This is a genomic window from Romboutsia sp. (genome assembly GCF_056995035.1).
The window spans coordinates 25886-51083 of record NZ_JBXKIW010000074.1 but is presented as its reverse complement, the minus strand read 5'-3'; the positions used below and the strand labels follow the sequence as shown (position 1 = coordinate 51083).

Below are 25198 nucleotides of genomic sequence, written 5' to 3'. Positions count from 1 at the left end.
AAAAATAAAACCATCTAATTTTATAGATGATTTTATTTTTATTAATTTTTTATATTTAGTTTAGAAATTCACGTCTTCTCCATAGTAAACTGCTTTAAATAATTCTTTCATTTCTTCTACTGAAATTTCTCTTGGATTCGTCCCTGTACATGGATCAGCTACTGCTGTTTCTGATATCGCTTGTAGGTTTTCCATAAACATTTCTTCAGATATTCCGAACTCTTGTAATGAATTAACCATTCCCATATCTGCTCTTAATTGTTTTACAAGATTTACTAATGAATTAACTAATTCATCTTCAGTATTTCCTTGTAATTCTAATCTACTAGCTATGTCTGCATATAAGCTTTTTGCTGTCTTTGCATTGAATTGTATAGCAGCTGATAGGTATATAGCATTTGCTAATCCATGAGGTATGTTAAATATTTTACCTGTCTTATGTGCCATAGAGTGCACTATACCTAATATAGCATTTGAGAATGCCATCCCTGCTAAGTTTTGAGCTATATGCATATCTCTTCTAGCTTGGTCTTGTCCATTATAAGAATTAACTAAGTTTGAATATATCATTTCCATTGATTTCATAGCTAATGCATCTGTTATAGGATTTCTAGCATTAGATACATATGCTTCTATTGCATGTGTTAATGCATCCATTCCTGTATTTGCTACTAATGTCTTAGACATTGTTTGGACTAAATTTGTATCTACTATAGCTACATCTGGTGTTATGTTGTAGTCTGCTATTGGATATTTTACTCCAGTTTCATTGTCTGTTATTACAGCAAATGAAGTTACTTCTGTTGCTGTTCCACTCGTTGTTGATATTGCTATGAACTTAGCTTTTTGTCTAAGTTCTGGTAAGTTAAATGGCTTTGCAGCTTCTTCAAAAGTAAATTCTGGGTACTCATAGAATATCCACATAGCCTTTGCTGCATCTATTGGAGACCCTCCTCCTATACCAATTATTAAATCTGGGTTGAATTCATTCATCATTTCAACACCTTTTCTAACAGTTGCTACTGATGGGTCATTTTCTACACCTGTGAAAACTATAGTTTCTATATTAGCCACCTTTAAGTTTTCTTGTATTTTAGGAACTGTTCCATCATTTATTAATCTTTCAGATCCTATTACAAGCATTGCTTTGTTTCCTTTTACTTCTTTTAAATAATCTATTGCATTATCTCCAAAGTATAAATCTCTTGGTATTGTAAATCTATTCATATTTATTCCTCCTATATTTTATTTATTTTGTTTATTGGTAACCTCATTTATTAGTATAGATAGTTTCTAGTCTAAAAAAAAGGAGGCACTTTTTGGTGTGGCACACACCAAAAGGTAGTATTTATGTGATTGCATATATTATATTAGCTATATTTTTTATTAATTCATTGTATCACCTCTATAAATAAAATAAACCTTGGTGTAGCACCAAGGTTTATTCTGCTTATAGCATTTCTTCAATTTTTTTATTTTCTTGTGGTTTTGGATCTATATCTTTAGTCATACATAATCTAACATAATTTATATCATCTAATATAGACCTATGGACTACATTCTCAGTTTTAAAATTACATAATTTAAATATCATTTGTATAAAATATCCTAAACCTAAAGCAGTTATAACCGTACCTATCCCAGCTTTACCACCTAATAAATAACCTACGATTAATGCCCCTAATTCCATTACACCTCTTATTAATTTTACCGATTTATTAGTCCTCTTTTGAAAAGCAACCATCATACCATCTCTAGGTCCGCTACCTAATCCACTTCCAATATAAAGTATCATTCCAAATGACATTAATATCATACCCACGCATAACATTACAATACCTACTAGTAAGCTATTAGATATAGGAATCATATTACTGAATAATATCATGTCTAGGAAAGTTCCTATAAACATCATATTAAACACAGTACCCCATCCTACATTTTCCCCTAATATAGCATCAAGTACTACTACTATAAAACCTACGCCAATTGTAGCTGTTCCTATTGTTATACCCATTTTATTTGCTATTCCTTGGTGAAGTACATCCCATGGTGATAAACCTAAGTTTGCATTTATCATAAATGCTATGGATAGTGAGCATATAAATAAACCTATGAATAATCTTATAAATCTTAATATTGTTCCTTTTACCATTTTTATACACCTTCCTCTTTGATAAGTTAATTATATCAGATATATATTCTTTTCGCCCTATAATTAAAGAGTGTAGGCTTTATATAATCCTTTTTAAACTCATTATTCAATTATTTACTGAATTTAAACAAAATTATTACTATACTTTACTTATCAGGGGTGTAATTTAAATAAAAAGAGATGATTACTATGGATTATAAAAGATTAATTCTGTATTCTATACTTAGCTTCTAGTTTTTTAATATCCTCTCTCCATACTATTTTTAATAATCCCTAAAAATAACATTATAAAAATCCAAAATAATGCACTACTAATATAAATTGAATAGTTAAATAACCTATCGTTGTTTAAAATAATTAAATTACAAATAATAACTATAATTGCTATAAATCTTGACACTTTTTTATATTTACTTATTTTCTCATCGCTCAATGGTTTATTTCTAGGTTCTACAGGAGATAAAATGTAAATTCCTATAAAACTTATAACTGATATTAAAGCTACTATAAGTTTATATGATTTTATATATATGTATTTACTAAACAAGGTTGTAATTATAAATACACATACAAATATAACTAGACGTTTCCTATTATTATCAGCATGGTACCCTCCTGCAAACTTCCTTATTACACAATAACATAATAAAAATATTATTGAATGAAGCAATGTATCAAAAACTATTCCCACCCCAATTACAATAGATATATTTACTAAAAACGCAATTAATACCTTGAATCTATTTTTATCTATTTCTTTATTTGAAACTAAAAAAGATACTACCTTATCATCACACGATTTAGACATATTCCCCTCCTTAAATCTTTTACACATTTAAAATAACATCTTCTATTTTAAAAATCAATAGATTGTGCAAAACTGGTCGTTAACTATGCAAAACTGGGCATTTTTTATATTTTTTATTGCAATTTCATGAATAAACATAGCCTTTTTCTCACTCATTGTAATATCTATAATTTTATTTGCTATATAAAAAAAATACCCTCTTCTTATAAATTATGATTTAGTAAGTTTTTGCACTCAAAATCATAAACACTTAAAGAAGAGGGTATAATTTCTATATGTTTTCTCTCAATTCTTCAACTACACTTTGTTTATTTATTTTCTTAAAGCATATACAAGGTATAGCTACTGCCATTATCAAGAGTATTGGTAATGATAATACTATTGGTAATATTCTAAAGCTATAACTAAAGAAACTCATAGCTCCTGCAACTAAATCCACTCCAAAGTACGTTATAGGTGTTCCAATAACTAAAATAACACCCATTGTAAGTAAAACATAGTCTATGCCTTCTAAAACAAGCATCTTCTTAATTTGTTTTTTAGTCATTCCTATACTATTTAGCATCGCTAATTCTTTTTTACGAGATATAATACTTGTAGCTATAACATTTATAAAGTTAAGCACCCCTATTATACCTACTACAAAACTAAGACCATATCCAACACTTTCATAACTTCTAATCATTTCATTAAACTCTTTCATGTAAGTTGATTTAGCTCTATAATCAAATGATGGATTATTACTATCTAGTCCTTCTAAGTAATTTTCTACTTCTTCTACATTTTTATCATCTACATCAAACATAGCAGTCATTATAGAGTGGTCATCTGTTGTTTTTTTAAATTCTTCAGATGGTAAATATCCTGAAAATCCTGCAAATGAGTATCCTGCATATAAGTATAGCGGTAAATAATCTACTACAGCCATAACTTCATATTCTTTACTACTTCCATCTTTAAATGGTATTTCTACCTTATCGCCTACCTTGGCTATATTTCCTAATTGAAAATTACTCAATGATATTATATAGTTTCCAGTTTTAAATTTTTCATAATCAAATTTACCTTCAACTACAAATTTATCAAGAATTTTATATATACCTTCATCTATTCCATAATAATCCGCTGATATTTTTTTACTTTCTTTCATTCTATTAACTGAATCTATATTATCTTTATCAATTGAATCAATATTCTTATCTATATTTGCTTGCATTGAATGAGTAAGTGGTATTTCTAATGTATTTTCATCTATTCTATAATACATCTTATTTACTGTTTCAACACCTTTTATACTTTCTATTTCCTTACATAAATCTTCAGTAACTGCATTTAAATTTCCCTCATAAGCACGCCATCTATAAAAACTTGTATCTCCTATTGTAAAATCAGTTCCTATAAAATCTTTTAAATATTTATCGCTATCAAATCCAGATACTACTGTATATACAACATTTAAAACTATTATACTAAGTGACAAAGAAGCTATAACTATTATTGCTTTGCTTTTATTTCTAAAGATATTGCATAGTGCCATTTTATGAATCTTTGCTCCGTTAGAAGATTTCTTAAACTTCTTTTTAGATACTGTATTTACTCCACTATATCTTACAGCTTCTATTGGCAATGTTTTTGACGCTATTTTAGCTGGTTTGTAAGCACTTATAAGTACTGTTATTAATGAAAATATAAAAGTACCTATAAATATTATTGGACTTGCAGATACTTTTGTAAATTCTAGTGTTGTATTACCTATAACTAATGGAGCTAAAACTACTCCTACTCCATATCCTAAAATCGAACCTATTGGAATTCCTATAATAGCTAGTATTAATGCTTGCTTTAATACTATTTTTTTTATTTGCTTTTTAGTAGAACCTATTGTTCTTAGTAATCCATAAAACTTAGTATCTTTTACTACACATATATAAAATATATTGTATATTATTAAATAACCTGCTAATCCTATAATTCCAAGTAGTGAAATAGCGCCTATTATAGGTCCAATTTCACCTGACATACTAGTGCTAGCATAAGCCCAGTTTACTCCTATATCAATACTTTCAATATCATATCCACTTTCTTTTATTATTTTTAATAATTTACCTTCTATGTCAAATGAGTTAGAAAAATTAACTTCTAAATTTATTAGCCCCCATTGTGCATTTTGTTTTTTGAGTTCTTCTTCATTTATATTCTTAAGATTAGTATTTAAAAATTCTTTTGATATGTATACTCTACTTGCATCAATTACAGTATCACCTTTGTATATTCCACTTACAATAAAGTCCTTATTATAAGTTTTTTCATCTATTTTGTAAGTTAAATTTATACTTTGATTTATTTCATGTGGTTTTCCTAACATATCAAGTACAAACGTATCAACTAATATTTCATTTTCTTTATTAGGCATATCACCTTTAATAGGACTTGCAAAGCAGCCATCTACATATTTTTTATCACCATAATTAATTTCAACTGACCTTTTTGCAAACTCTTTGTTTTCTGCTGCTGTAAAAAATACAGATGATATGTATTCTTTAATTAATTTGTGCTCTTTAATTTTTTCATATTCTTGCTTAGTTAAATCCTTAAATCCACCATGAAAAGTAGTTCCAGCTACACGCATTTTACTATATTCAGTTGATTTTAAGTTACTCATTCCTATAGTAAACAATGATGTAAAAAGTAAGGTTGTAAGCACTATTGAAATAATGGCAAATAGATTTCTACTTTTATTAGCTTTAAAAGATTTTTTAGATATTTTATTTATTACTTCTTTGTTAGTATTACCTATCATTACTTACTCACCGCCCCAGATACAATCTTTCCGTCTTCAATTCTTATTATTCTATCACTCATCTGTGCGATTTCTTCATTGTGAGTAATCATAACAATAGTTTGATTGAATCTTTCACTCATAGTTTTTAAAAGTCCAACTACATCTTGGCTAGTTTTACTGTCTAAGTTCCCTGTTGGCTCATCGGCAAGTATTATACTTGGTTTAGTAGCTAAAGCTCTTGCTATTGCCACTCTTTGTTGTTGACCTCCTGATAAGTTATTTGGTAGGTTATTTATTTTGCTTTTTAACCCAAGTGTATTTATAACAGTATCTACATAATCATTATCTATCTTATTTCCATCAAGTTCTATTGGAAGAACTATATTTTCATACACATTTAAAATTGGTATTAAATTAAACTGCTGAAATATAAATCCTATCTCCCTACGTCTAAAGATAGTTAATTCATCATCATTTAATTTAAATATGTCATTGCCACTTATCAAAACGCTACCCTCGCTAGGCATATCAAGCCCACCTATCATATGTAGCAATGTACTTTTACCACTTCCTGAAGTTCCAACAATTGAAACAAACTCGCCTTCTTGAACTTCAAAATCTACTCCATCTAGTGCTTTTACAAGATTTTCATCTTTTCCATAATATTTTTTTAAATTCTTAGCTTGTACTATTAACATCTCTTTCTCCCCCTAAAGTTTATCCATATCAAAATATTTATCAATTTAGTAATTATTATGATTACTTTTTATTTAATTGATTTTCTATACCATAAATATATCAATCAATTCTAACAAACTACTGTCTCAAATATAACAGTTGTGACATATTTCATTTAAATTGATAAATATATATTCTAATTGAGCATCTACACTTTCACGATATCGTGACACTTAAAATTAAATAGTTAACTATAATTAATTGATTTAATTAGTGTAGATTATTTATTAGAACATATATATAATTAATATTTTTAAGTTGGTAAATATATGGAAAAAGTAGAGCCTTGTCCAATTTCAGATTGTACCTTTATGTAGCCACCTTGCTTAGAAATTATTGTTCTTGTAAGATATAGTCCTATACCTACCCCTTCATGTTGTTTAGCATTTTTACATCTATAAAATCTTTTAAAAATGTTATTAATTTCACTTTCTTCTATACCAATTCCATTATCTTTTATATCTATTCTTTTAAATAATTCATAGCTTTTTACAGATATTTCAATTTGTGAATTTTCTTTACTGTACTTTATAGCATTTTCTAAGATATTTACTATAGCTTCTATTGTCCACTTACTATCATAATTTGCACTTATTTTTTTATCTATATCTACTTTTATATCAATATTTTTATTATCTGCACTTAAATAAACTTCTTGCACACTCTTATATATAGTCTTGTATATTTGTGAATTGCTTTTACTTAGTTCAATTACTCCACTTTCTAATCTAGACATCTTTATCAAGGATTGTATTAAGAAATTAAGTCTTTCTGATTGCTTTTTTATATCATTAAGCATCATTTTACTATGTTCATCTATATTTTTATTTTCTAGTATAAGCTGACTATATAAAAGTATATTTGATATTGGAGTTTTAGTTTGATGTGATATATCTGCTACTAAAGTTTTTATTTTATTTCTTTCTTTTTCTATACCTTCTTTACTTGCTTTATTTATTTTTACATATCTATGTATCTTATTTTCAAAGGATGATAATATATTATCTGTATATCCTGTGACCATACTTTCTTCATTTATAGCACTACTTACTATATTTTCTAAATTATTTATAATTTTAATTAATTGTTTTTTAATAGTATAAATAAACAAAATTCCCATAATAATTACTAAAACTACAAAAACTAAACTTACAATTATAGTTATACCTGTACCATACATATCTGAAAAGCTTATAAAAGCCATAAAAATCAAAGATATTAATACTAACACACACAAAAATCTCAAATATATTTTATTGAAGTAACTAGTACTAATCATTTTTTCCACCTCTAACAAAGCTATATCCTATTCCATATACAGTTTTTATATATTTATGATTTGAATTTTTATCTTCTATTTTTTGTCTTAACCTCTTTACACTAACTGTTAAAGCATTTTCATCTACATACTCTCCCCCATCACTCCATACACTATCAATTAATTGTTCTCTTGTTAGTACTTGCCCTTTATTGGTCACTAATATCTTAAGTAATTTTACTTCAGTTTTGCTTAAAGTTATTTCTTTATTATCTTTAGTAAATTCCATTTTATCAAAGTCAAATATCATATTATCTATAGTAAATTTATTGCTAGCATTATTATTTAATCTTCTTAATGCAACCATAACCCTAGCTCTTAAAATCATCAAACTAAATGGCTTCGTTATATAATCATCAGCTCCTAATTGCAAGCCTGTTACTACATCTATTTCCATATCACAAGCCGTTAAAAATATTATAGGTACACTTGAATTTTTTCTAATTTCTTTGCATAAGTCAAAGCCACTTCCATCAGGTAAATTTACATCTAGTATTATTAAATCAATATTGTCTTCCTTAAATATTTTTCTTCCTTCATTTATATCAAATGCTTGTTTTATACTTAAATCATCTTGTTTAAGGGTCAGCATTATTCCTTTATTTAAAGTTATATCATCTTCAATTATTAGTATTGTTTTTTTGTTCATAATATTTCTCCCCACTATCTTATGTTAGTATTTATTTTACATTATATACCATTTAATATCAAAAAAAGATTACTGATGAATTAATATCAGTAATCTTTTTATTTACTATTATCTTTTAAATATAATCTTCATTTTCGTGAATTTTCTATAACTATTATTGTTTATATTTAATATTTGAACTAATATCCATATTTACTTTGAATATTAATTGTTATTTAAACATGACTGAACTTATATTCTTGTATAAGTCACTTGAAACAAAATACCACACACTACAACCCTCTAAATCACGTCTTGCAAGAGCTTCATTTTCACATAATCCTATAACATTTCCTTCGTTATCTTTCACAAACAAATCAGGTTCAATATTTATGTCAATATCTTTTGCTTCTACCCAATTTCCACTTTCTAGCATATCCATTATACATGACACATCATAATTATCTTCAAAAACTTTAGTTTGACTATTTTTACTATCTTCTATCGTGATAGTTTTATCATCATAATTATTAGAATCATAGGTATATTCTAGAAGATATGCATCACTTCTTATACTTTCCCATGAATTATCATCTATTTCTTTCATAGGAGAGTATATTATGCCTGCACCTTGTATTTCATAATGTTTTGGTATTTTCCTAACTGAATAATCATCCTCAATTCCATACATATTTCCACCATATTGTTTATCTAAATTACTACTATAACTAATATTATATCTACTAGCATTGGTATTATCTTCAAATTTCACATTGTTCACTATATTCATTATTTTATTAATATCTATATTATTTAATCCATTATTATATTCTGTATAAATATAACTATCATCTATTTTATTTACATCTATTTCGTAGATACCATTATCATAGTAAATATTGTAAATTTTATCATTTTCAATTGCTTTAAATTTTAAAGATTCTATATTCTTATTTTTCTTATAATCTAATGTAAACTCTTCTACTATAGGCGAATCCATTTCCATTTCTTTTTTTATTAATTTCCAGTCTTTTTTTATATATTCAATATTTTTATTATCTGTATTTATACTTCTATCTCTATATTCTATAAAATTATAAATACCGCTGTTTATCCATCCTAAACAAAGAATAATCAAACCAAATAAAGCCGCCTTTTTCTTCGTATTTGGATTTAATCGTGGCTTATTTTTCATCCAAACATAATATATTAAAAAACCTATTGGAATTACCATTGAAAAATCTTTAATTTTAAAATTTATGCTAAAGGCACCTAATAAATAAAATCCAATTACTTTTAACCCTAAATTATTTTCAATCTCTTCTTTTTTATTTGTAATATATATTAGCATACCTATTATAATAATAAGTATAATTATATATAATGCGCCACTTTCCATCATGTACTCAATAAAACTATAAATACAACTCATCTCCCCTCTCGATTAGTGTAGCATATATTTTTAGATCTTATATAAATTATAGCATAAGTTTTTTTCTCAACTATTTACAATCAGTATACAAAAAAACTACATCCTTTTGAATGTAGCTTTTTGTATTAATTCAATATCTATTATTTATTAAACTTTATAACAACCTTAAATAAATCACCATCAATACTTACATCAAACTCTCCACCTTGCAACTCAATAAAGCTCTTTGCTATTGCAAGACCTAGTCCACTACCTTCTGTATTTCTTGACTTATCTCCCCTTACAAATCTTTCAACTAATTCATTTACATTAAAACTTATCTCATCTGCTGTCATATTTTTTAAAGCTATTTCTACACAATCTTCTTTATCTAATATATCAATATATACTCTAGAACCATCCATAGCATACTTAGTTATATTTATTAAAAGATTTTCAAATACTCTAAACATACGCTGACTATCTAATTTGAGTATCACCTTATCACTTGGGAAGTTATTTCTTATCGTTAATGATGAATTTTTAATTTTATCATCTACTTCAAGCAAAGTTTGTTTCATAAGAGATACAACGTCTACATCTACAATATTTAAATTCACATTACCGCTATTAACTTTACTTACTTCAAATAAATCTTCTATTAATTCTTGTAATCTTTGAGATTTTCTATCTAAAGTATCTAAATATTGTACACGCTTTTCATCACTTAAATTTTCATCTTTTAATAAGTCTACATAAGTTATTATTGATGTTAAAGGAGTTTTTAAGTCGTGACTTACATTTGATATAAGCTCTGTTTTCATCTTTTGACTTTTAACTTCTTCATTTACTGCTTTTTTAAACCCTTTTTGTATATTTCCTATTTCATTCTTCAATACATTAAAGTTTCCTAAGTCTTCTTCTGTATTCACATCTAAATTACCTTTGCTTATTTCATTAGTTACATTTAATAACTTGTTGTAATCATCTTCAATTTTATTGTATTTTTTTCTTATTATTACAAATAAAGCTACACTATAAATTAAAGCAAGCATTATACCAAATAACCACATACTACACATTAAAACTAAAATTATCAAGTTTATGCCTAATATAGCTAGAATCTTTTTATCATCTTTTTGATTAAGTTGTATATTAGTACACCATTTAAATATTTTTTTTATTTTCTTTATTGTATATTTAAATATATATTCAAAAGTTTTATAAATTAAAGAATTTTCTTTTATATAAGTTTTACATCCGCTTTTGTATATATGTTTTAATATGATAATTGCTCCAAATGTTATTCCAAAGCATATAAACCAATAAACAACATTTATTAAATAGGTTAATATATTTATAGTATCTTTACTCAATTGTAGTTGTGCAAAGTTTATAAGCTCTCCTTTTATAGAGCTAGTCATTATAATCTCTGGACCTTGATATATAAAAGCAACCCCTAAACTTACTAATATTATTACTATTTCTAAAGGTGTTTTAAATATTTTTTTAAATCCAGCTGATCCTTTTAACGCTTTATATGGAATTAGTATTCCTGCTAATACTATAAATACCATAGCTATATTTATATATAATATAGCTGCACTTGAATACGAATGATTTTCTTCTATTTGCATGTAATTAGATATATTATCAGATGCGCTTATATTTTTAGGAACTGCATATACAAACTTCATATTTGTTATAGGCTTAATATCACATCCCTCTGGTAGGTATCCTATGTCTCTAAGGGTCTGACCTTGCATACCTTGCATTGAGTTTAATACACTTTCTTTATTAGCACCATATATTTTTTCTATTTTTATATTACCTTTATCATCATAGTCTATAACCATATAAAAGCTATATAATTCTTTTAATTCATTTATTGTATCGCTAGTATTGTCTTTACTTATTAAAGCATCTATTTTTCCTCTTTTTCTTGATTTAACTTCATCATTATCTTTATTTATTGCATAATAATCTAAATTTCCTAAATTAGAGCTTATAGTTTCATACCAACCCTCTATTCCATTATCAAGATTTTCTTTAGAATAATTATATTCTTCATGATTTTGAATTTTTGAGGAATCCAAGTCTAACATAATATCTGATGGTTTTAATTTTTTATCCCCGTTTTGTTCATACGTTTGATAATATAAAGAATAGTTTGTTTTACTAATATCACTTAAAAAACTATATTTTTTAAAAACATTATACCCAAACTTTTCACTATCTTTTTCTATTTTAGGATATACTAAACACATTCCTATAGATGCTATTAAAATTAATATTGCTACTATTATATTTATTATGTAATTATTGCTTTTCAATTTTGTATCCAACACCCCACACCACCTTTAAATATTTAGGATTTTTAGGATTCACTTCTATTTTTTCTCTTATATTTCTTACATGAACCATTATTGTATCCGTATTTACTGCTCTTTCTTTCCAAACTTTTTCATATATTTCATCTGCACAAAATACTCTTCCTGGATTTTTAATAAGTAAAGTTAATATCTTAAACTCTATAGGAGTAGTTTTTATTACATTTCCGTCTACACTTACTTCTTTAGTACTTATATCTAATTCTAAGCCACCTATAGCAAATACATTTTTATTTTCATCACTTTTTTGTACCATGTTTAAAAATTTACTATATCTTCTAAGTTGTGAGTTCACTCTAGCTAAAAGTTCAAAAGGCTTAAATGGTTTACTTACATAATCGTCAGCTCCAATATTAAGTCCCGTTATTTTGTCTATTTCCTCTGATTTAGCTGATAGCATTATTATTGGAAAATCATAAGTTTGTCTAACTTTCATAGTAAAAGTTATTCCATCCATCTTCGGCATCATTATATCTACTATTGCTAAATGTATATTTTCTTTTTCTAATATCTCTAGCCCTTCAATACCGTTATTTCCAATAAACACCTTATACCCTTGATTTATTAAGTATGCTTCTATTGCAATTGCTATATCTTTTTCATCTTCTACTACTACAATATTATACTTGTTCATTTTTTCCCCCACTATATTACATTTTTTTCCTATTTATATAATATCATAGGTTACTTTTTTTATTGTCAAATTTTCCACCTCCTTAATTAGATTTTCTATATTTATATAATACCTTTGCTTTTTAAAGATATATTGTATATAAATCTAAAGATTTTCTAAAGAATTTAAATAGTAAAGTTAAATCTAGTTTTAAACATAGTACTATATTTCTTGGTCCTCTACTTTAGCTCAACTAACAATAATGTTTAGATATAAGATAACGTTATTAGTATTTTTAAGAAATAAAAAAACACAAATATAACCAATATGTTTTTTATTGATTAGATTTGTATTTTTTAACTTTATAAGTATTGTATATCTGAAACACTAAAAACACCTCATCTAGCATTTTTCTAAATAAGGTGTTATATCTATCCACTATTGTATATGTGCTATATAGTATTTTTCATATGCTTAGATTTTAAATCTTGCTCCTTCAAAAGTAAATGTTGCAATGGATTCATAAGCTCTCCATCTTCAAATCTAAACTCTGTATAATACAAACAATTTTCACTATTGTCTAGCTCATTTTTTATCTTTTTATATTTAACACATTCAATAGTTCCATCATCTTTTTTTTGCCTATTCCACAATTCCCACAATTTTTCATTAATAATCCCCCCACTTAAATTTTAGATTTCATATCCTAAAAGTAAGACACTTACTTCTAAATTTTCTAGTTTATCTATATTACTATCTTCGTACAATGGTCTACAAGCTTTTATACTTTTTTCTCCACTTAATAATTTGCTGGCAAAAGCCATACAAGTCATTTCTCCACACGTTTTACAATTTAATTTAGGCAAATTTTTGTATATTTCAATAGGGCTAGGTAATTTTTTCATTTCATCAGAAGGTGTTATATTATCTTTATTTTCATAAACTTCATTTACTATTCCCTTCACATAATCCATCATTTCATATGCATCAGTTTCATTAAGTAACTTTGTAATAGCAACTTCCTTAGCAAAAAACGTGACTACTTTTTGCTCTACTTTAAATGTTATAGTCTGTGCTTTTTTGTTATACATAGCTGACTTTATATCAGAATTTAAATAAGGAAATACTTCACATATATCTCTTGATAAATCAGCTCTTATTTTAATTTTAGACCCTCCTGTTGTACAAGGTTGTATAAACTTTAAATTTATTTCTTCTAAATACATAGTACTTCCCCCTAATACATATCTTTGCTTTTATAATTTTAATTGCCATTACTATAAATAGTGCTTTTAAAATCCTAAATAAAACATATAAAATCCTAAGACTAAAATAATTAAACCTGTTACAACTTTTAAAGTATTACTTAGCATCCCATAATTATTTGAATTAGTAATTTTTCTTAGTGTAGATGTAGATGTTCCTGCTATAACTACTAGTACACTATGACCTATAGAATACAACAATAATAATATTATTCCATAAATCAAACTTCCTTCTTTAGCTACAACTGCTAATATAACTACAAGTACTGGTGTAGAACAAGGTGATGAAAATAATCCACCTAAAATCCCTGCTACAAAAGCTCCTATGTATCCAACTTTTTTATTTTTACTTCCCGCATAACTAGAAGGAACAAAATCAAATATTCCCCACACTTGAAGTGCCATTAAAACCATAATAGTTCCTAAAATTATGTACCATAAAGATGAATTAATATTAAATAGCCTTCCAAATAAAGATGCTAAAACTCCTAAAATAGTAAATGTAGTTGCCATTCCTAAAGAAAATAGAATTGATAATTTAAATGATTTTTTAGTATCATTATTATATTTACCTACATATCCAATTACTAAGGGTATACTAGATAAACAACATGGAGATAAAGATGTAAGTATACCTGCAACTAAAGCTAATATAGGAGCTAACCATAAATTTGATGTCATAGTTTGAGATATTGTATTAATCAAGTTTTCCATTAATTAACTCCCATCTCATTTAATATGTTTTTAAAATCATCCTTATCTAATTGACCTTCATGTGCTGTAAAAATATGTTCTTCGTTTTCTTCTGATGAGTACATCATTAAATTATTTTGCTGTGCATTTTTAGGCTTAAATGGAGTTCCATCTGCATTGAAAAAAAACTGTGTTGGTATTACTTTTAAAGGAAAATCTTTAACTGCATCACCATTTTTTGATATATCTACAAATTTTACTATTACTTTTCCTCTATATTCTTCATTCAAATCTTCTAGTACTGGAGCCATCTCTTTACATGGAATACATGAATCAGAACCAAAATCGACTATTATTGGTAGTTCATAAGATTTAAGTTTTTCCATGTCAAAATCATAGGTTGCATCTAATTTAAACTCATCTATATTATCATTTTCAATTGATTTATTTTTATAAAACCAAATTCCCCCTATTACAAAAAAAATAGTACATAGTATTATTACTTTTTTCAATTTATCCATATCTATCCCCCCTATTCTATTTCATATATTTAAATCTATTTGAAATAGAATATATAACTTTATATCTATTTTAGTTTAGAATATACTATCTCCTATCTTAGTTAACATATCTATTCCTTTTATTTCTTTATCATACATAGGTACTCTAACTACCTCAGAATTTTTAAAATCACTCTTTATTTCTTGTAAATACTTCTCTTGCATATTTCTTCTATTTCTAAAGAATGGTGTAGTAGCTTGTTCCTCTGGTATTATAAGATTTGCTATAACCATTTGCGTTTCAATTCCAACAGTTTTAAGTTCTTCACTAGCTCTATATGCTTCTATTATAGGAGTTTTTTCAGGATACATAACAAAACTAAAAGTAGTTTTATCCTTATCCTTCATAGTAGCTATAACTCTATCAAATTTTTCTTTTTGTTTTTTATCTTCTTCACTTATTTTTGCAGTAACTCCAGCTTTCATTTGAATTTGCTTAGACCAGTCCATAGGAAGTTCTAAAAGTCTTAAAGTATGTCCAGTTGGCGCTGTATCAAATACTATAACGTCATATTCTTCTTCTGATGCATATGATATAAACTTTTGGAAAGCTGCCATTTCCTCAGTACATGGAGAATTTAATTCTTCTTCCATAGTAGCTATTGTAGGTCCACTAAACTTAGATTTAGCATCTTTTAAAACCATTTCTTTATATTCTTCAAAAGCTACTTTAGGATCAATTTTTGCTGCATATAAATTAGGGCATCCATCTATTGCCTTTGGATTATCTTCTATAGGCTTATCTAAAACTTTTCCTATATGAGCTGCTGGATCTGTTGTTAATAACAGAGTTTTAAATCCTTCATTAGCGGCTTTAACAGCTGTAATACAAGCCATTACAGTTTTTCCAACTCCACCTTTACCTGAGAAAAATACATTTTTCATAGAATTGACCTTAGGTAAAATAAGTGATTTTGCATCTTCATTTCTTTGTATGCTTATTTCATCTATATTTTTATATTCTACATTACTAGTTTTTTCTACTTTCTTTCCTTCAAATAATATAGATGCACTTATTCTAAACCTATCTACACCTTTAAGCTCACTATCAAATAGCTCCATAGTGTCAATTGGTAAGTCCTTGAATATTTTACTTGCTCTAGTTAAATATTTTTGTTGCATTTCATATCTTGATTTAAAGAAAGGTATTACCGCTTCATCCTCTGGTATAAATCCATTGATTATAATCTTAGTTGTAGATATACCAAGTTCATTAAGTTCATGTGATGCTCTTATCGTTTCATCTAATGAAGTTTGTTCAGGTTGCATAACAAATATAAAATCAGTTTGAGATATGTCTCTAAGTTTTGCTATTGCACGATCAAACTTATCTTTGCTCTCTTGTATCATAGATACAGGTCCCATACAAGTTTGTCCACTTCCTTGTGCACTTTCTTCTATGTGTCTAGACCAATCTATAGGAAGTTCTAAAAGTCTTATGGTATGCCCAGTTGGTGCTGTATCAAAGATTATAATGTCATACTCATCAACTTCCATAAAATCGATAAATCTATCAAATGATGCCATTTCTTCAGTACAAGGACCACTTAATTGCTCATCAGCTATTCTTATCATTTCTTCATCAAAGATTTCTCTCATTGGAGCAAGTAATCTTTCTTTATACTCATTAGTAGATTCATCAGGATCTATTTCCATAGCATAAAGATTTTCTATATTATTTATTTTAGTTATTTTATGACCTATTTCTTGTTCAAATACATCAGATAAATTGGCAGCAGGATCTGTTGTTACTATTAAAGTTTTTAAACCTTTATCCGCATTATAAACTCCTGTAGTGCAAGCCATTGAAGTTTTTCCAACTCCACCTTTACCTGAGAAAAATAAAAACTGTGTCATGTTACTCACCTCTTAAGTTTGATTTTAACTCTTCTAAAGTTGGGTATGCGCCACTTTTTATTACCTTTCCATCTATAACAGTTATAGGAAGTATCTTTTGACCATTTTCTCTTACAAGTTTTCCAACTTCCATATTTACCATAAATTTCATAGAATGAGTTTGTGGTTGGTATCTTTCAACAACTATACCTTCAAATTCATTTTTAAGTACTTCTATATCTTCACTTATCTTAACTAAACTTTCATCTACACTAGGACCACAAATCCCAGAAGAACAACACATAGTAGCTTCGAATATTTCTATTTTCATAATTTTACTCCTTATAATTTTAATTTTATATAAAGTTATAGGAAGCCTAATAACAAATTGCTAAATTGTGACTTCCTATACCTTTTATCGATAAATTTTTGTTTTGTTATTAATAATTAATTTGTAAACCAATGCTTAGTTTTATTAGCTATTCCAACAAGTGCAAGCATAACTGGAACTTCAACAAGTACTCCAACAACAGTAGCTAAAGCTGCTCCTGAGTTAAGTCCAAATAAAGCTATAGCTACAGCAACTGCAAGTTCAAAGAAGTTACTAGCACCTATCATACCAGCTGGAGCTGCAACGTTATGAGGTAACTTCCATACCTTACACCATCCATAAGCTAAGAAGAATATGAAGAATGTTTGTATTGTAAGTGGTATAGCAATTAGTGCTATATGAGTTGGATTGTCTATTATCTTTTGACCTTGGAAAGCAAATAATATTACTAAAGTTAATAATAAACCAACTACAGTTACTCCATTAAACTTAGCTAAAAATACATTTTCAAAGTAATCTAAACCTTTTTTCTTTATTATCATAGTTCTTGAAAAATATCCTGCTACAAATGGAATTATAACAAATAATACAACTGATAATAATAATGTATCCATAGGAACTGATACATCTGTAACTCCAAGTAAGAAAGCAACTATCGGAGCAAATCCTACTAATAATATAAGATCATTAACTGCAACTTGAACTAATGTGTAAGCTGGATCTCCATCTGTTAAATGACTCCAAACGAAAACCATAGCTGTACATGGTGCAGCTCCTAAAAGCACTGCTCCTGCTAAATATTCTTTAGCTAAGTCTGCTGGTATTAAACTTTTAAATACTATAATTAAAAAGAAATATGATATCACATACATTGTAAAAGGCTTTATTAACCAGTTAGTTCCACAAGTAACAACTAAACCTTTCTTTTGCTTTGCAGCATTTTTTATAGCTGTGAAATCTATCTTTAACATCATTGGATAAATCATTAGCCATATAAGTAAAGCTACTGGTATAGATACTTGAGCATAAGTGAATTTATCTAGAGTTTGAGGTATTTGAGGTAAGTAAACACCTATTAAAACCCCAACTATTATGCAAAGTGCAACCCATATTGTTAAGTACCTTTCAAATACACCTAATCCATCGCTTTTTTCTTTTTCATTTGCTGAAATATTTGCAGCTATTCCAGCTTTATTTTTTTTATTACTCATTATTATCCCTCCTAATACTTTTTACTATTTTGAACTACCTTCTCTTATTAGTCTTGCAAAATCACTTGGAAGTATTTCATTTTCTTCTATTTCCTTTGCTATTTTTTCATAGTCATAAGATACTTCTATTATTTCAACTTCTACACTTGAATCTTTTTTAGCTATTTCATCACCATTATTTATATCTATAATTATATAGTTTGCATCAGGACTTCCTGCCTTTGGCTTTCCTACACTTCCTGCATTTACAAGTAGCTTTTCCCCATAATACTTAGCATATGGTATATGAGTATGACCACAAACTAATATATCTTCAACAAGTTCATTCATAACTTCGTCTGCTTCTTTAGAGTTTTCTTTTAAATATTCATTTATTATTCTTGTGCTTCCATGAACAAATCTTATAGTTTTATTATTAAAAGTTAAAGTTGCATCTTTTGGTAAATTTCTTAAATAAGCTTTATTTTCATCACTTGTATTTTGAAGTGTAAAACTCATTGATGCTCCAGCTTTCTCAGCATCTTTAGTATCTGGGTAATCACATCCACATATTAATCTATAATTTCCTATTGCATCATCATAATTACCCATTATAGTAAGTATCTTTTCTTTTTTGATAGTTTCTATAACTTCATTTGGTGTTGTTGCATAGCCTACTAAATCTCCTGTACAAACTGTTAAATCTACATTTCTTTTTTGTATATCTGCTAAAACCTCATCAAGTGCATATACATTGCTATGTATATCTGATATTACTGCTATCCTCATGTTGCTGCCTCCTATTTAATTAATTATCTTTTGTTTATTTTACAAATTATATCTTTAACTTGAGATACATTATCGCAAGTTAATCCTTCTTCTTTATACTCCATTAAAATATTATAGTCATATTTTAATTTTTCTTCTTTTTCCAACTCATTATCCAAAAGTTCCTTGATAAAACTATGTTTGTTTATAGCATCTTCATCTAACTTATAATAAACATACTTTGCTTCTTTGTAGTAAGTAACTATCTTAGCATTCATTAGTTTGTTTAAGTGTCTAGATGCATTAGACTGCGTAAGTTCAAGTATTGACTCTATTTCACATACACACAAGGATCCTTCTCTTAAAATATTGACTATCCTAATTCGTGTTTCATCACCCAACGCTTTTAACATTTGTATTAATTCCATATTGTCTCCTTAATTAAATTATCATATTCACTTATAATCATATGATATGCTAGTTTATATATTTTGTAAACCACTAAATCAAAAAAAATTGATTTATCGTTCGACTAAATTCTTAACCTTAGTTAAACTTATTGTTCATATTTTTAATTTTACTTTTATTAAATATAAAAAAGCCTTCAATTGAATATTTATAAGGAAGACTTTTTTGAAGCACATATACGAAAATTATATTTATCTACAGTTTTAAAACGAATATAATTTCCTATGTGCTATAAAAAAGTGTATAAATACCAATGATATTGGTATTTATACACTTTAATACTTACTATTATATATTGTGCATATTTAAGTTTTTTATTTATTTATATTACTTTAATAAATTTTTTATATCTTCAACTGATGGAACTCTTCCACTAGCTTTAACTTTACCATCTACAACTAATCCAGGAGTTTTCATTACTCCAAAAGACATTATTTGCATCATGTCAGTTACCTTTTCAAAGCTTGCTTCGATTCCTAATTCTTTAACTGCTTGCTCTGTTCTTTTTAATAAATCATTACAACTTGAACATCCTGATCCTAATATTTTAATTTCCATAATACATACCTCCTATATATTTTTATTAATACTTTATTATACTAATAGATATGAAAAATAATTAAATACATATCCAATAATAATTATTCCTACAGTTATTATCGCTATAAATATTCCTAATAGTTTAGGTTTTACAACCTTAGATAGCATTATCATAGATGGTAGTGACAATGCAGTTACTCCCATCATAAATGCTAATATTGTCCCTACAGGAACACCTTTTAAAAATAAAGCTTCTGCTATTGGAATAGTTCCAAATATATCTGCATACATTGGAATTCCAACTAGTGTTGCAAGTATTGGAGCAAACGGATTATCATTACCTAATATACGCTCTATTATACTTTGAGGTATCCAGTTATGAATAATAGCTCCTATACCTACTCCTATTAGTATATATACCCATACTTTCTTTATTATGTTTTTTACTTCTTCAGTTGAATAATCGATTCTTTGTTTTCTTGTAAGAGATTCTATTTCTCCATCTACATTAGGCATTTCTCTTACATAAGATTGTATTTCATCCTCTAATTTCATACTATTTATAATAGTTCCCCCAACTATAGCAAGAATTAATCCTATAACGACATAAGCTACAGCTATCTTAGTTCCAAAGAAAGACATAAGTATAAGTAATGAACCTATATCAACTAATGGAGATGATATTAAGAATGAAAAAGTAATACCAAGTGGTAACCCTGCATTTGTAAATCCTATAAATATAGGAATACTTGAACATGAACAAAATGGAGTTATAGTACCTAAAAGAGCACCTATTGTATTTCCTGTTATTCCTTTAAATCTTGAAAGTATTTTTTTGGTTCTTTCTGGGGGGAAATAACTTTGTATGTATGATATTAAAAATATCAATACTGATAAAAGTATAAATATTTTTATAGTGTCATATAAGAAAAATTGAACACTCCCACCAATTCTACTGTTCATATCTAATTTTAGTATTTTTTCAACAAATAATGTAAGTAAATCAGATAACCAGGTCATTTTTAAAATTTGATTATTAATCCAATCGAAAAACACATACATCACTCCTTATCAAATTTTTATATTGAATGTATAAAATATAATTAAAGTTATTCTATACTTATTATTATATTGAAAAAATTTGATTTGGCAACTATAATATCAAAAAAAATTGATATTATAGTTTCGACAAAATAAAATCCCACTCTATTTTTACTTTTCTAATAATCTATTTATAGCTTCTTCTGACAAAATATTTTTTAACTGATTTAAATTAGCATCATAAAAGTTCCATTTACCCTCAGATGTTTTAGTTATTAAGTCAGCAGTTAATAATAACTTTAAATGATATGATAACTTAGACTGTGATAAATCAAAAGTTTCTACAAGCTTACAAACACATGTATGACCATTTTGATTTAAATAAGCAAGTATTTTAAGTCTTTTCTCATCTGATAATGCTTTGAATATGTTTTCATATTCATTGGTAACCATAATTATATACCTCCTCTACACTATAAATTATTATATTATAGTTTGTTTATTAAGATTAATGTTAAGTATACTACAATTATAAATAATGTCCAATATTACAATACTTATAACATTACTTCAGCGTTTCTATTTTCAATAACTATTCCTATGATAATAGAAGTGATACTGTAATGAAGAAATTTTAGAAAAGATAAATCATATATATATATTATGGAGTTCGTCTTCAAATGCTTTATGCTGATGACTCCCTCTTTACATTAAACGCGAGAGGTATATTTCTTAGGAGGAGATAGAGATGGAAAGGTTACTTTATGTGGGAATCGGTGGTTTTATCGGTGCTTGTTTACGATATATTATATCTATAAATTCATCTAAATTCTTTGGAACTCAATTGCCATACGGAACATTAATTGTCAATGTAATTGGTGGAATTCTAATTGGTTTTATAATGGAATTAAGTTTAACAACTGATTTAATTTCGCCTAATTTAAGATTATTGCTTACAACTGGCATTATGGGTGGTCTTACTACCTTTTCTACATTTAGTTATGAGACAATAGGCCTTTTTAGTAATGGGAGTTATATGTTAGGTACTTTAAATACTTGCTTAAATTTATTTTTAAGTTTTATTGGTGTTTTGGTAGGTGAGTTTGTTTCGCATATAATATAAATAGGTTTTTAATGAAAATCCTATGGAAAAAGGTAAATTATTGACAATCATATAAACTTATGTTAATATAATTAAGTAAAATTTTAGGCGATGGAGTTCGCCATTAAACGCATAAAGCTGATGACTCCTACAAAATAGCAATTTATATAATTGTTACTTTGTGGGAGTCTTTTTTGTTGGCTAATGGAAAGAACTAGCCACTAATTCTATATAAGAGTTAATTTATAAAAATAAAAGAAGGGAGATTAAAAATTAAATGAAAGAATATAAAAAAGATATAGGAAACGACGTAATTAATTTTAGATATAAAAATAATAGTATAGTCCTTGGATTTTCATTTGCAAAATGGATTTTTATTGGAACTATAGTAGGTATTTTCACAGGTTCTGCCTGTGCGTTATTTTTAAAAAGTTTGGAGCTAGCTACAGATGTTCGTATGAAGCACACCTGGTTGATATTCCTTCTTCCATTTGGAGGAGCTTTTGTAAGCTTCCTATATTCAAAGTATGGAAAGAATTCCTCAAAGGGTAATAATCTAATAATAGATAAGATTAACGACAATAGTGGTAAAGTACCTTTACGTATGGCTCCACTAGTTTTCTTTGGAACCTTTGTTACACATCTATTTGGAGGATCTGCTGGAAGAGAGGGTACAGGTGTACAGATTGGTTCAAGTATAGCAGAAAGGATAGGACAATTATTTAAATTAGATAAGGTAGATAATAAACTAATTCTTATGGCTGGAATAAGTAGTGGATTTGCTTCTGTATTTGGAACTCCTCTTGCAGGTACTGTATTTGGATTGGAAGTTGCTGCATTAGGTATAATGAGCTATGAGGCTTTAATCCCATGTTTTACAGCAAGTATTGTTGGAGATATTGTGGTATCTGCTTTGGGAGTTCATCATACTCATTATAAAGTTGTTGGAGTTCCAGATTTATCTTATATAATAATAATAAAAATAGCTTTAGCTGCAATTTTATTTGGATTTACAAGTAAACTGTTTAGTGAATTAACTCATAAATTAAAGGAAGTCTTTACCGAAAGATTTGAAAATCCAGTAATAAAGAGCATGGTTGGGGGAATTATTGTTATTGCTTTGGTTTATATAATTGGAACTAGAGATTTTTTAGGGTTAAGTATTCCTCTTATTTCAGAATCCTTTGATGGTCATGTCCATCCTTTTGCATTTTTAGGGAAAATATTATTTACATCATTAACTTTAGGTACAGGTTTCCAAGGTGGCGAAGTAACTCCATTATTTGTAATAGGTTCTACGCTAGGAAATTCTTTATCAAATATGCTCCATATTTCACCTTCATTTTTAGCAGCACTTGGTCTTATTGGAGTATTTGCAGGTGCAACTAATACGCCGCTTGCATCATTCATATTGAGTATAGAAATGTTTGGCTCTGAGGGAATTATATTTATGTTCATGACCTGTGTTATTAGCTACATCTTTTCAGGTCATACTGGTATTTATACTTCTCAAAAAGTTGGTATAAGTAAGAGTAGGCTGATTGAAGTGCCTCATAATGCTAAACTATCTGATTTTAGAAAAAAGCAATAATGACAAGTCTTAGTGAAGATTTATTAAATAAGCAAAAGAATGTAGGTAAATTTGTTTTTACAAATCTACCTACATTCTCGATGAACTTTATCAAATGATTATTAATCTATTAAAATCAAATTAATACAATATGCTAATCTGGATATCTTCTATTCTTCTGTTATTTATATTTATTAACTTAAGCATTAATTTGCCTAAATCAAGTTGTATGTCTTCATTACTATTTGGTTTTGGTATCTGTCCAAGTTGATTTATTATATACCCATTTAAAGTATCATAATCCCCTTGTTCTATATTGGCTTCAAATATTTCATTAAATTCACTTACCGTTAAAAAACCCTTAACCATATAATTTTTATCATCTATTTTCTTTATTTTATGATGTTTTAAATCACATTTATCATAGGTTACACCCTTAATTTCGTAGATTAAATCTTCCATAGTTACTATGCCTGCAAATCCACCATATTCATCTACTAATATAAATATATTATCGCTTTGTGGGTCTAATGAATTAAACAATTCACTTACTTTTTTAGTTTCTGGAATAAAGTATGGTGTTTGTAGAATTTCTCTTATATCTGAAGATTTAAATCCTACTTCTTTAGCTTTAATAATTAAATCTTTTACATTCAAAATACCAATTATATTATCTATATTCTTTTCATACACAGGCACTTTTGCATGTTTAACATCTGCTAAGCTTTCTAAAATACTATCTATATCATCTTCTATATTTAGAGTAAATGTATCTTTTCTTGATGTCATTATTTCTCTAAGCATTTTATCGTTAAGTTCAAATTTTCTATTTGCTGCGGATTTATTATTTGATTGAGTGGATTCTTTTTCCTGCGCATTAATTTCTTTAGTTCCTATTAATTTAGAAAATACTGTCGTTGATGCTTTTAATATTTTTTTGAAATGTGATTGTGAAATGGTCCTTTCGGGTTCAGGTTCTAATGTGTTCATA

At 27.2% G+C, this 25198-nt stretch carries 25 protein-coding genes and 1 riboswitch; of the genes, 2 read left to right on the top strand and 23 right to left on the bottom strand.

The window, feature by feature from the left end; all coding sequences use genetic code 11:
• Nucleotides 1-60: 60 nt before the first annotated feature.
• From AC11VW_RS11625 to AC11VW_RS11520, 22 genes are all read right to left on the bottom strand, one after another.
• Nucleotides 61-1227 carry an iron-containing alcohol dehydrogenase gene (locus AC11VW_RS11625; RefSeq protein WP_484301588.1) on the bottom strand — a complete coding sequence of 389 codons (1167 nt, stop codon included), beginning with the start codon at nt 1225-1227 and terminating at the stop codon, nt 61-63.
• A 223-nt stretch (nt 1228-1450) separates the two neighbouring features.
• Entirely contained in the window at nt 1451-2155 is a 705-nt protein-coding gene (locus AC11VW_RS11620) for a YczE/YyaS/YitT family protein (RefSeq protein ID WP_484301587.1), read from the bottom strand.
• A 238-nt stretch (nt 2156-2393) separates the two neighbouring features.
• Nucleotides 2394-2963, bottom strand: a complete 570-nt coding sequence (locus AC11VW_RS11615) for an accessory gene regulator ArgB-like protein (protein ID WP_484301586.1) — start codon at nt 2961-2963, stop codon at nt 2394-2396.
• A 271-nt stretch (nt 2964-3234) separates the two neighbouring features.
• Nucleotides 3235-5763, bottom strand: coding sequence for an FtsX-like permease family protein (locus tag AC11VW_RS11610; protein ID WP_484301585.1), 2529 nt, complete (start codon nt 5761-5763; stop codon nt 3235-3237).
• The gene (locus tag AC11VW_RS11605; protein WP_484301584.1) at nt 5763-6443 is read right to left on the bottom strand and encodes an ABC transporter ATP-binding protein; all 681 of its coding nucleotides are present in this window, start codon (nt 6441-6443) and stop codon (nt 5763-5765) included. Before AC11VW_RS11605 ends, AC11VW_RS11610 begins: the two co-directional genes overlap by 1 nt.
• 293 nt (nt 6444-6736) lie before the next feature.
• A complete protein-coding gene (locus AC11VW_RS11600) occupies nt 6737-7762 on the bottom strand; it encodes a sensor histidine kinase (protein ID WP_484301583.1) in 1026 nt (341 codons plus the stop codon).
• Nucleotides 7755-8450, bottom strand: coding sequence for a response regulator transcription factor (locus AC11VW_RS11595; protein WP_484301582.1), 696 nt, complete (start codon nt 8448-8450; stop codon nt 7755-7757). The genes AC11VW_RS11600 and AC11VW_RS11595 overlap by 8 nt, the downstream gene beginning before the upstream one ends.
• 211 nt (nt 8451-8661) lie before the next feature.
• The gene (locus tag AC11VW_RS11590; protein WP_484301581.1) at nt 8662-9861 is read right to left on the bottom strand and encodes a hypothetical protein; all 1200 of its coding nucleotides are present in this window, start codon (nt 9859-9861) and stop codon (nt 8662-8664) included.
• A 140-nt stretch (nt 9862-10001) separates the two neighbouring features.
• Nucleotides 10002-12188, bottom strand: a complete 2187-nt coding sequence (locus tag AC11VW_RS11585) for a HAMP domain-containing sensor histidine kinase (RefSeq protein WP_484301580.1) — start codon at nt 12186-12188, stop codon at nt 10002-10004.
• On the bottom strand, nt 12160-12864 hold the full coding sequence (locus tag AC11VW_RS11580; protein WP_484301579.1) for a response regulator transcription factor: 705 nt from the start codon (nt 12862-12864) through the stop codon (nt 12160-12162). The genes AC11VW_RS11585 and AC11VW_RS11580 overlap by 29 nt, the downstream gene beginning before the upstream one ends.
• 431 nt (nt 12865-13295) lie before the next feature.
• On the bottom strand, nt 13296-13505 hold the full coding sequence (locus AC11VW_RS11575; protein WP_484301578.1) for a hypothetical protein: 210 nt from the start codon (nt 13503-13505) through the stop codon (nt 13296-13298).
• A 30-nt stretch (nt 13506-13535) separates the two neighbouring features.
• On the bottom strand, nt 13536-14069 hold the full coding sequence (locus tag AC11VW_RS11570) for a (Fe-S)-binding protein (RefSeq protein WP_484301577.1): 534 nt from the start codon (nt 14067-14069) through the stop codon (nt 13536-13538).
• Nucleotides 14070-14135: 66 nt separating this feature from the next.
• Complete coding sequence (locus AC11VW_RS11565; protein ID WP_484301576.1) at nt 14136-14822, bottom strand: cytochrome c biogenesis CcdA family protein; 687 nt, start codon at nt 14820-14822, stop codon at nt 14136-14138.
• Nucleotides 14822-15322: a thioredoxin family protein gene (locus AC11VW_RS11560; RefSeq protein WP_484301575.1), complete on the bottom strand. Its 501-nt coding sequence runs from the start codon at nt 15320-15322 to the stop codon at nt 14822-14824. Before AC11VW_RS11560 ends, AC11VW_RS11565 begins: the two co-directional genes overlap by 1 nt.
• A gap of 75 nt (nt 15323-15397) precedes the next feature.
• Nucleotides 15398-17218, bottom strand: coding sequence for a TRC40/GET3/ArsA family transport-energizing ATPase (locus AC11VW_RS11555; RefSeq protein ID WP_484301574.1), 1821 nt, complete (start codon nt 17216-17218; stop codon nt 15398-15400).
• Between the two features lies 1 nt (nt 17219).
• The gene (arsD, locus tag AC11VW_RS11550; protein WP_484301573.1) at nt 17220-17528 is read right to left on the bottom strand and encodes an arsenite efflux transporter metallochaperone ArsD; all 309 of its coding nucleotides are present in this window, start codon (nt 17526-17528) and stop codon (nt 17220-17222) included.
• 116 nt (nt 17529-17644) lie between these two features.
• A complete protein-coding gene (arsB, locus tag AC11VW_RS11545) occupies nt 17645-18739 on the bottom strand; it encodes an ACR3 family arsenite efflux transporter (RefSeq protein ID WP_484301572.1) in 1095 nt (364 codons plus the stop codon).
• A 24-nt stretch (nt 18740-18763) separates the two neighbouring features.
• Entirely contained in the window at nt 18764-19507 is a 744-nt protein-coding gene (locus AC11VW_RS11540) for a metallophosphoesterase family protein (protein ID WP_484301571.1), read from the bottom strand.
• A 23-nt stretch (nt 19508-19530) separates the two neighbouring features.
• A complete protein-coding gene (locus AC11VW_RS11535) occupies nt 19531-19914 on the bottom strand; it encodes an ArsR/SmtB family transcription factor (RefSeq protein WP_484301570.1) in 384 nt (127 codons plus the stop codon).
• 367 nt (nt 19915-20281) lie between these two features.
• Entirely contained in the window at nt 20282-20512 is a 231-nt protein-coding gene (locus AC11VW_RS11530) for a thioredoxin family protein (RefSeq protein ID WP_484301569.1), read from the bottom strand.
• A gap of 36 nt (nt 20513-20548) precedes the next feature.
• The gene (locus AC11VW_RS11525) at nt 20549-21556 is read right to left on the bottom strand and encodes a permease (protein WP_484301568.1); all 1008 of its coding nucleotides are present in this window, start codon (nt 21554-21556) and stop codon (nt 20549-20551) included.
• Nucleotides 21557-21706: 150 nt separating this feature from the next.
• Entirely contained in the window at nt 21707-21988 is a 282-nt protein-coding gene (locus AC11VW_RS11520; RefSeq protein ID WP_484301567.1) for an ArsR/SmtB family transcription factor, read from the bottom strand.
• 295 nt (nt 21989-22283) lie between these two features.
• Here AC11VW_RS11520 and crcB point away from each other — a divergent pair, with 295 nt between their 5' ends.
• Together crcB and AC11VW_RS11510 are read left to right on the top strand one after the other, a co-directional pair.
• A complete protein-coding gene (gene crcB, locus AC11VW_RS11515) occupies nt 22284-22658 on the top strand; it encodes a fluoride efflux transporter CrcB (protein WP_484301566.1) in 375 nt (124 codons plus the stop codon).
• A 77-nt stretch (nt 22659-22735) separates the two neighbouring features.
• Nucleotides 22736-22795, top strand: a riboswitch (Fluoride riboswitch).
• Between the two features lie 119 nt (nt 22796-22914).
• Entirely contained in the window at nt 22915-24228 is a 1314-nt protein-coding gene (locus tag AC11VW_RS11510; protein ID WP_484301565.1) for a voltage-gated chloride channel family protein, read from the top strand.
• A gap of 120 nt (nt 24229-24348) precedes the next feature.
• On the opposite strand, the gene AC11VW_RS11505 is transcribed toward AC11VW_RS11510, so the two are convergent.
• A complete protein-coding gene (locus AC11VW_RS11505; protein ID WP_484301564.1) occupies nt 24349-25197 on the bottom strand; it encodes a transporter associated domain-containing protein in 849 nt (282 codons plus the stop codon).
• Nucleotide 25198 lies beyond the last annotated feature (1 nt).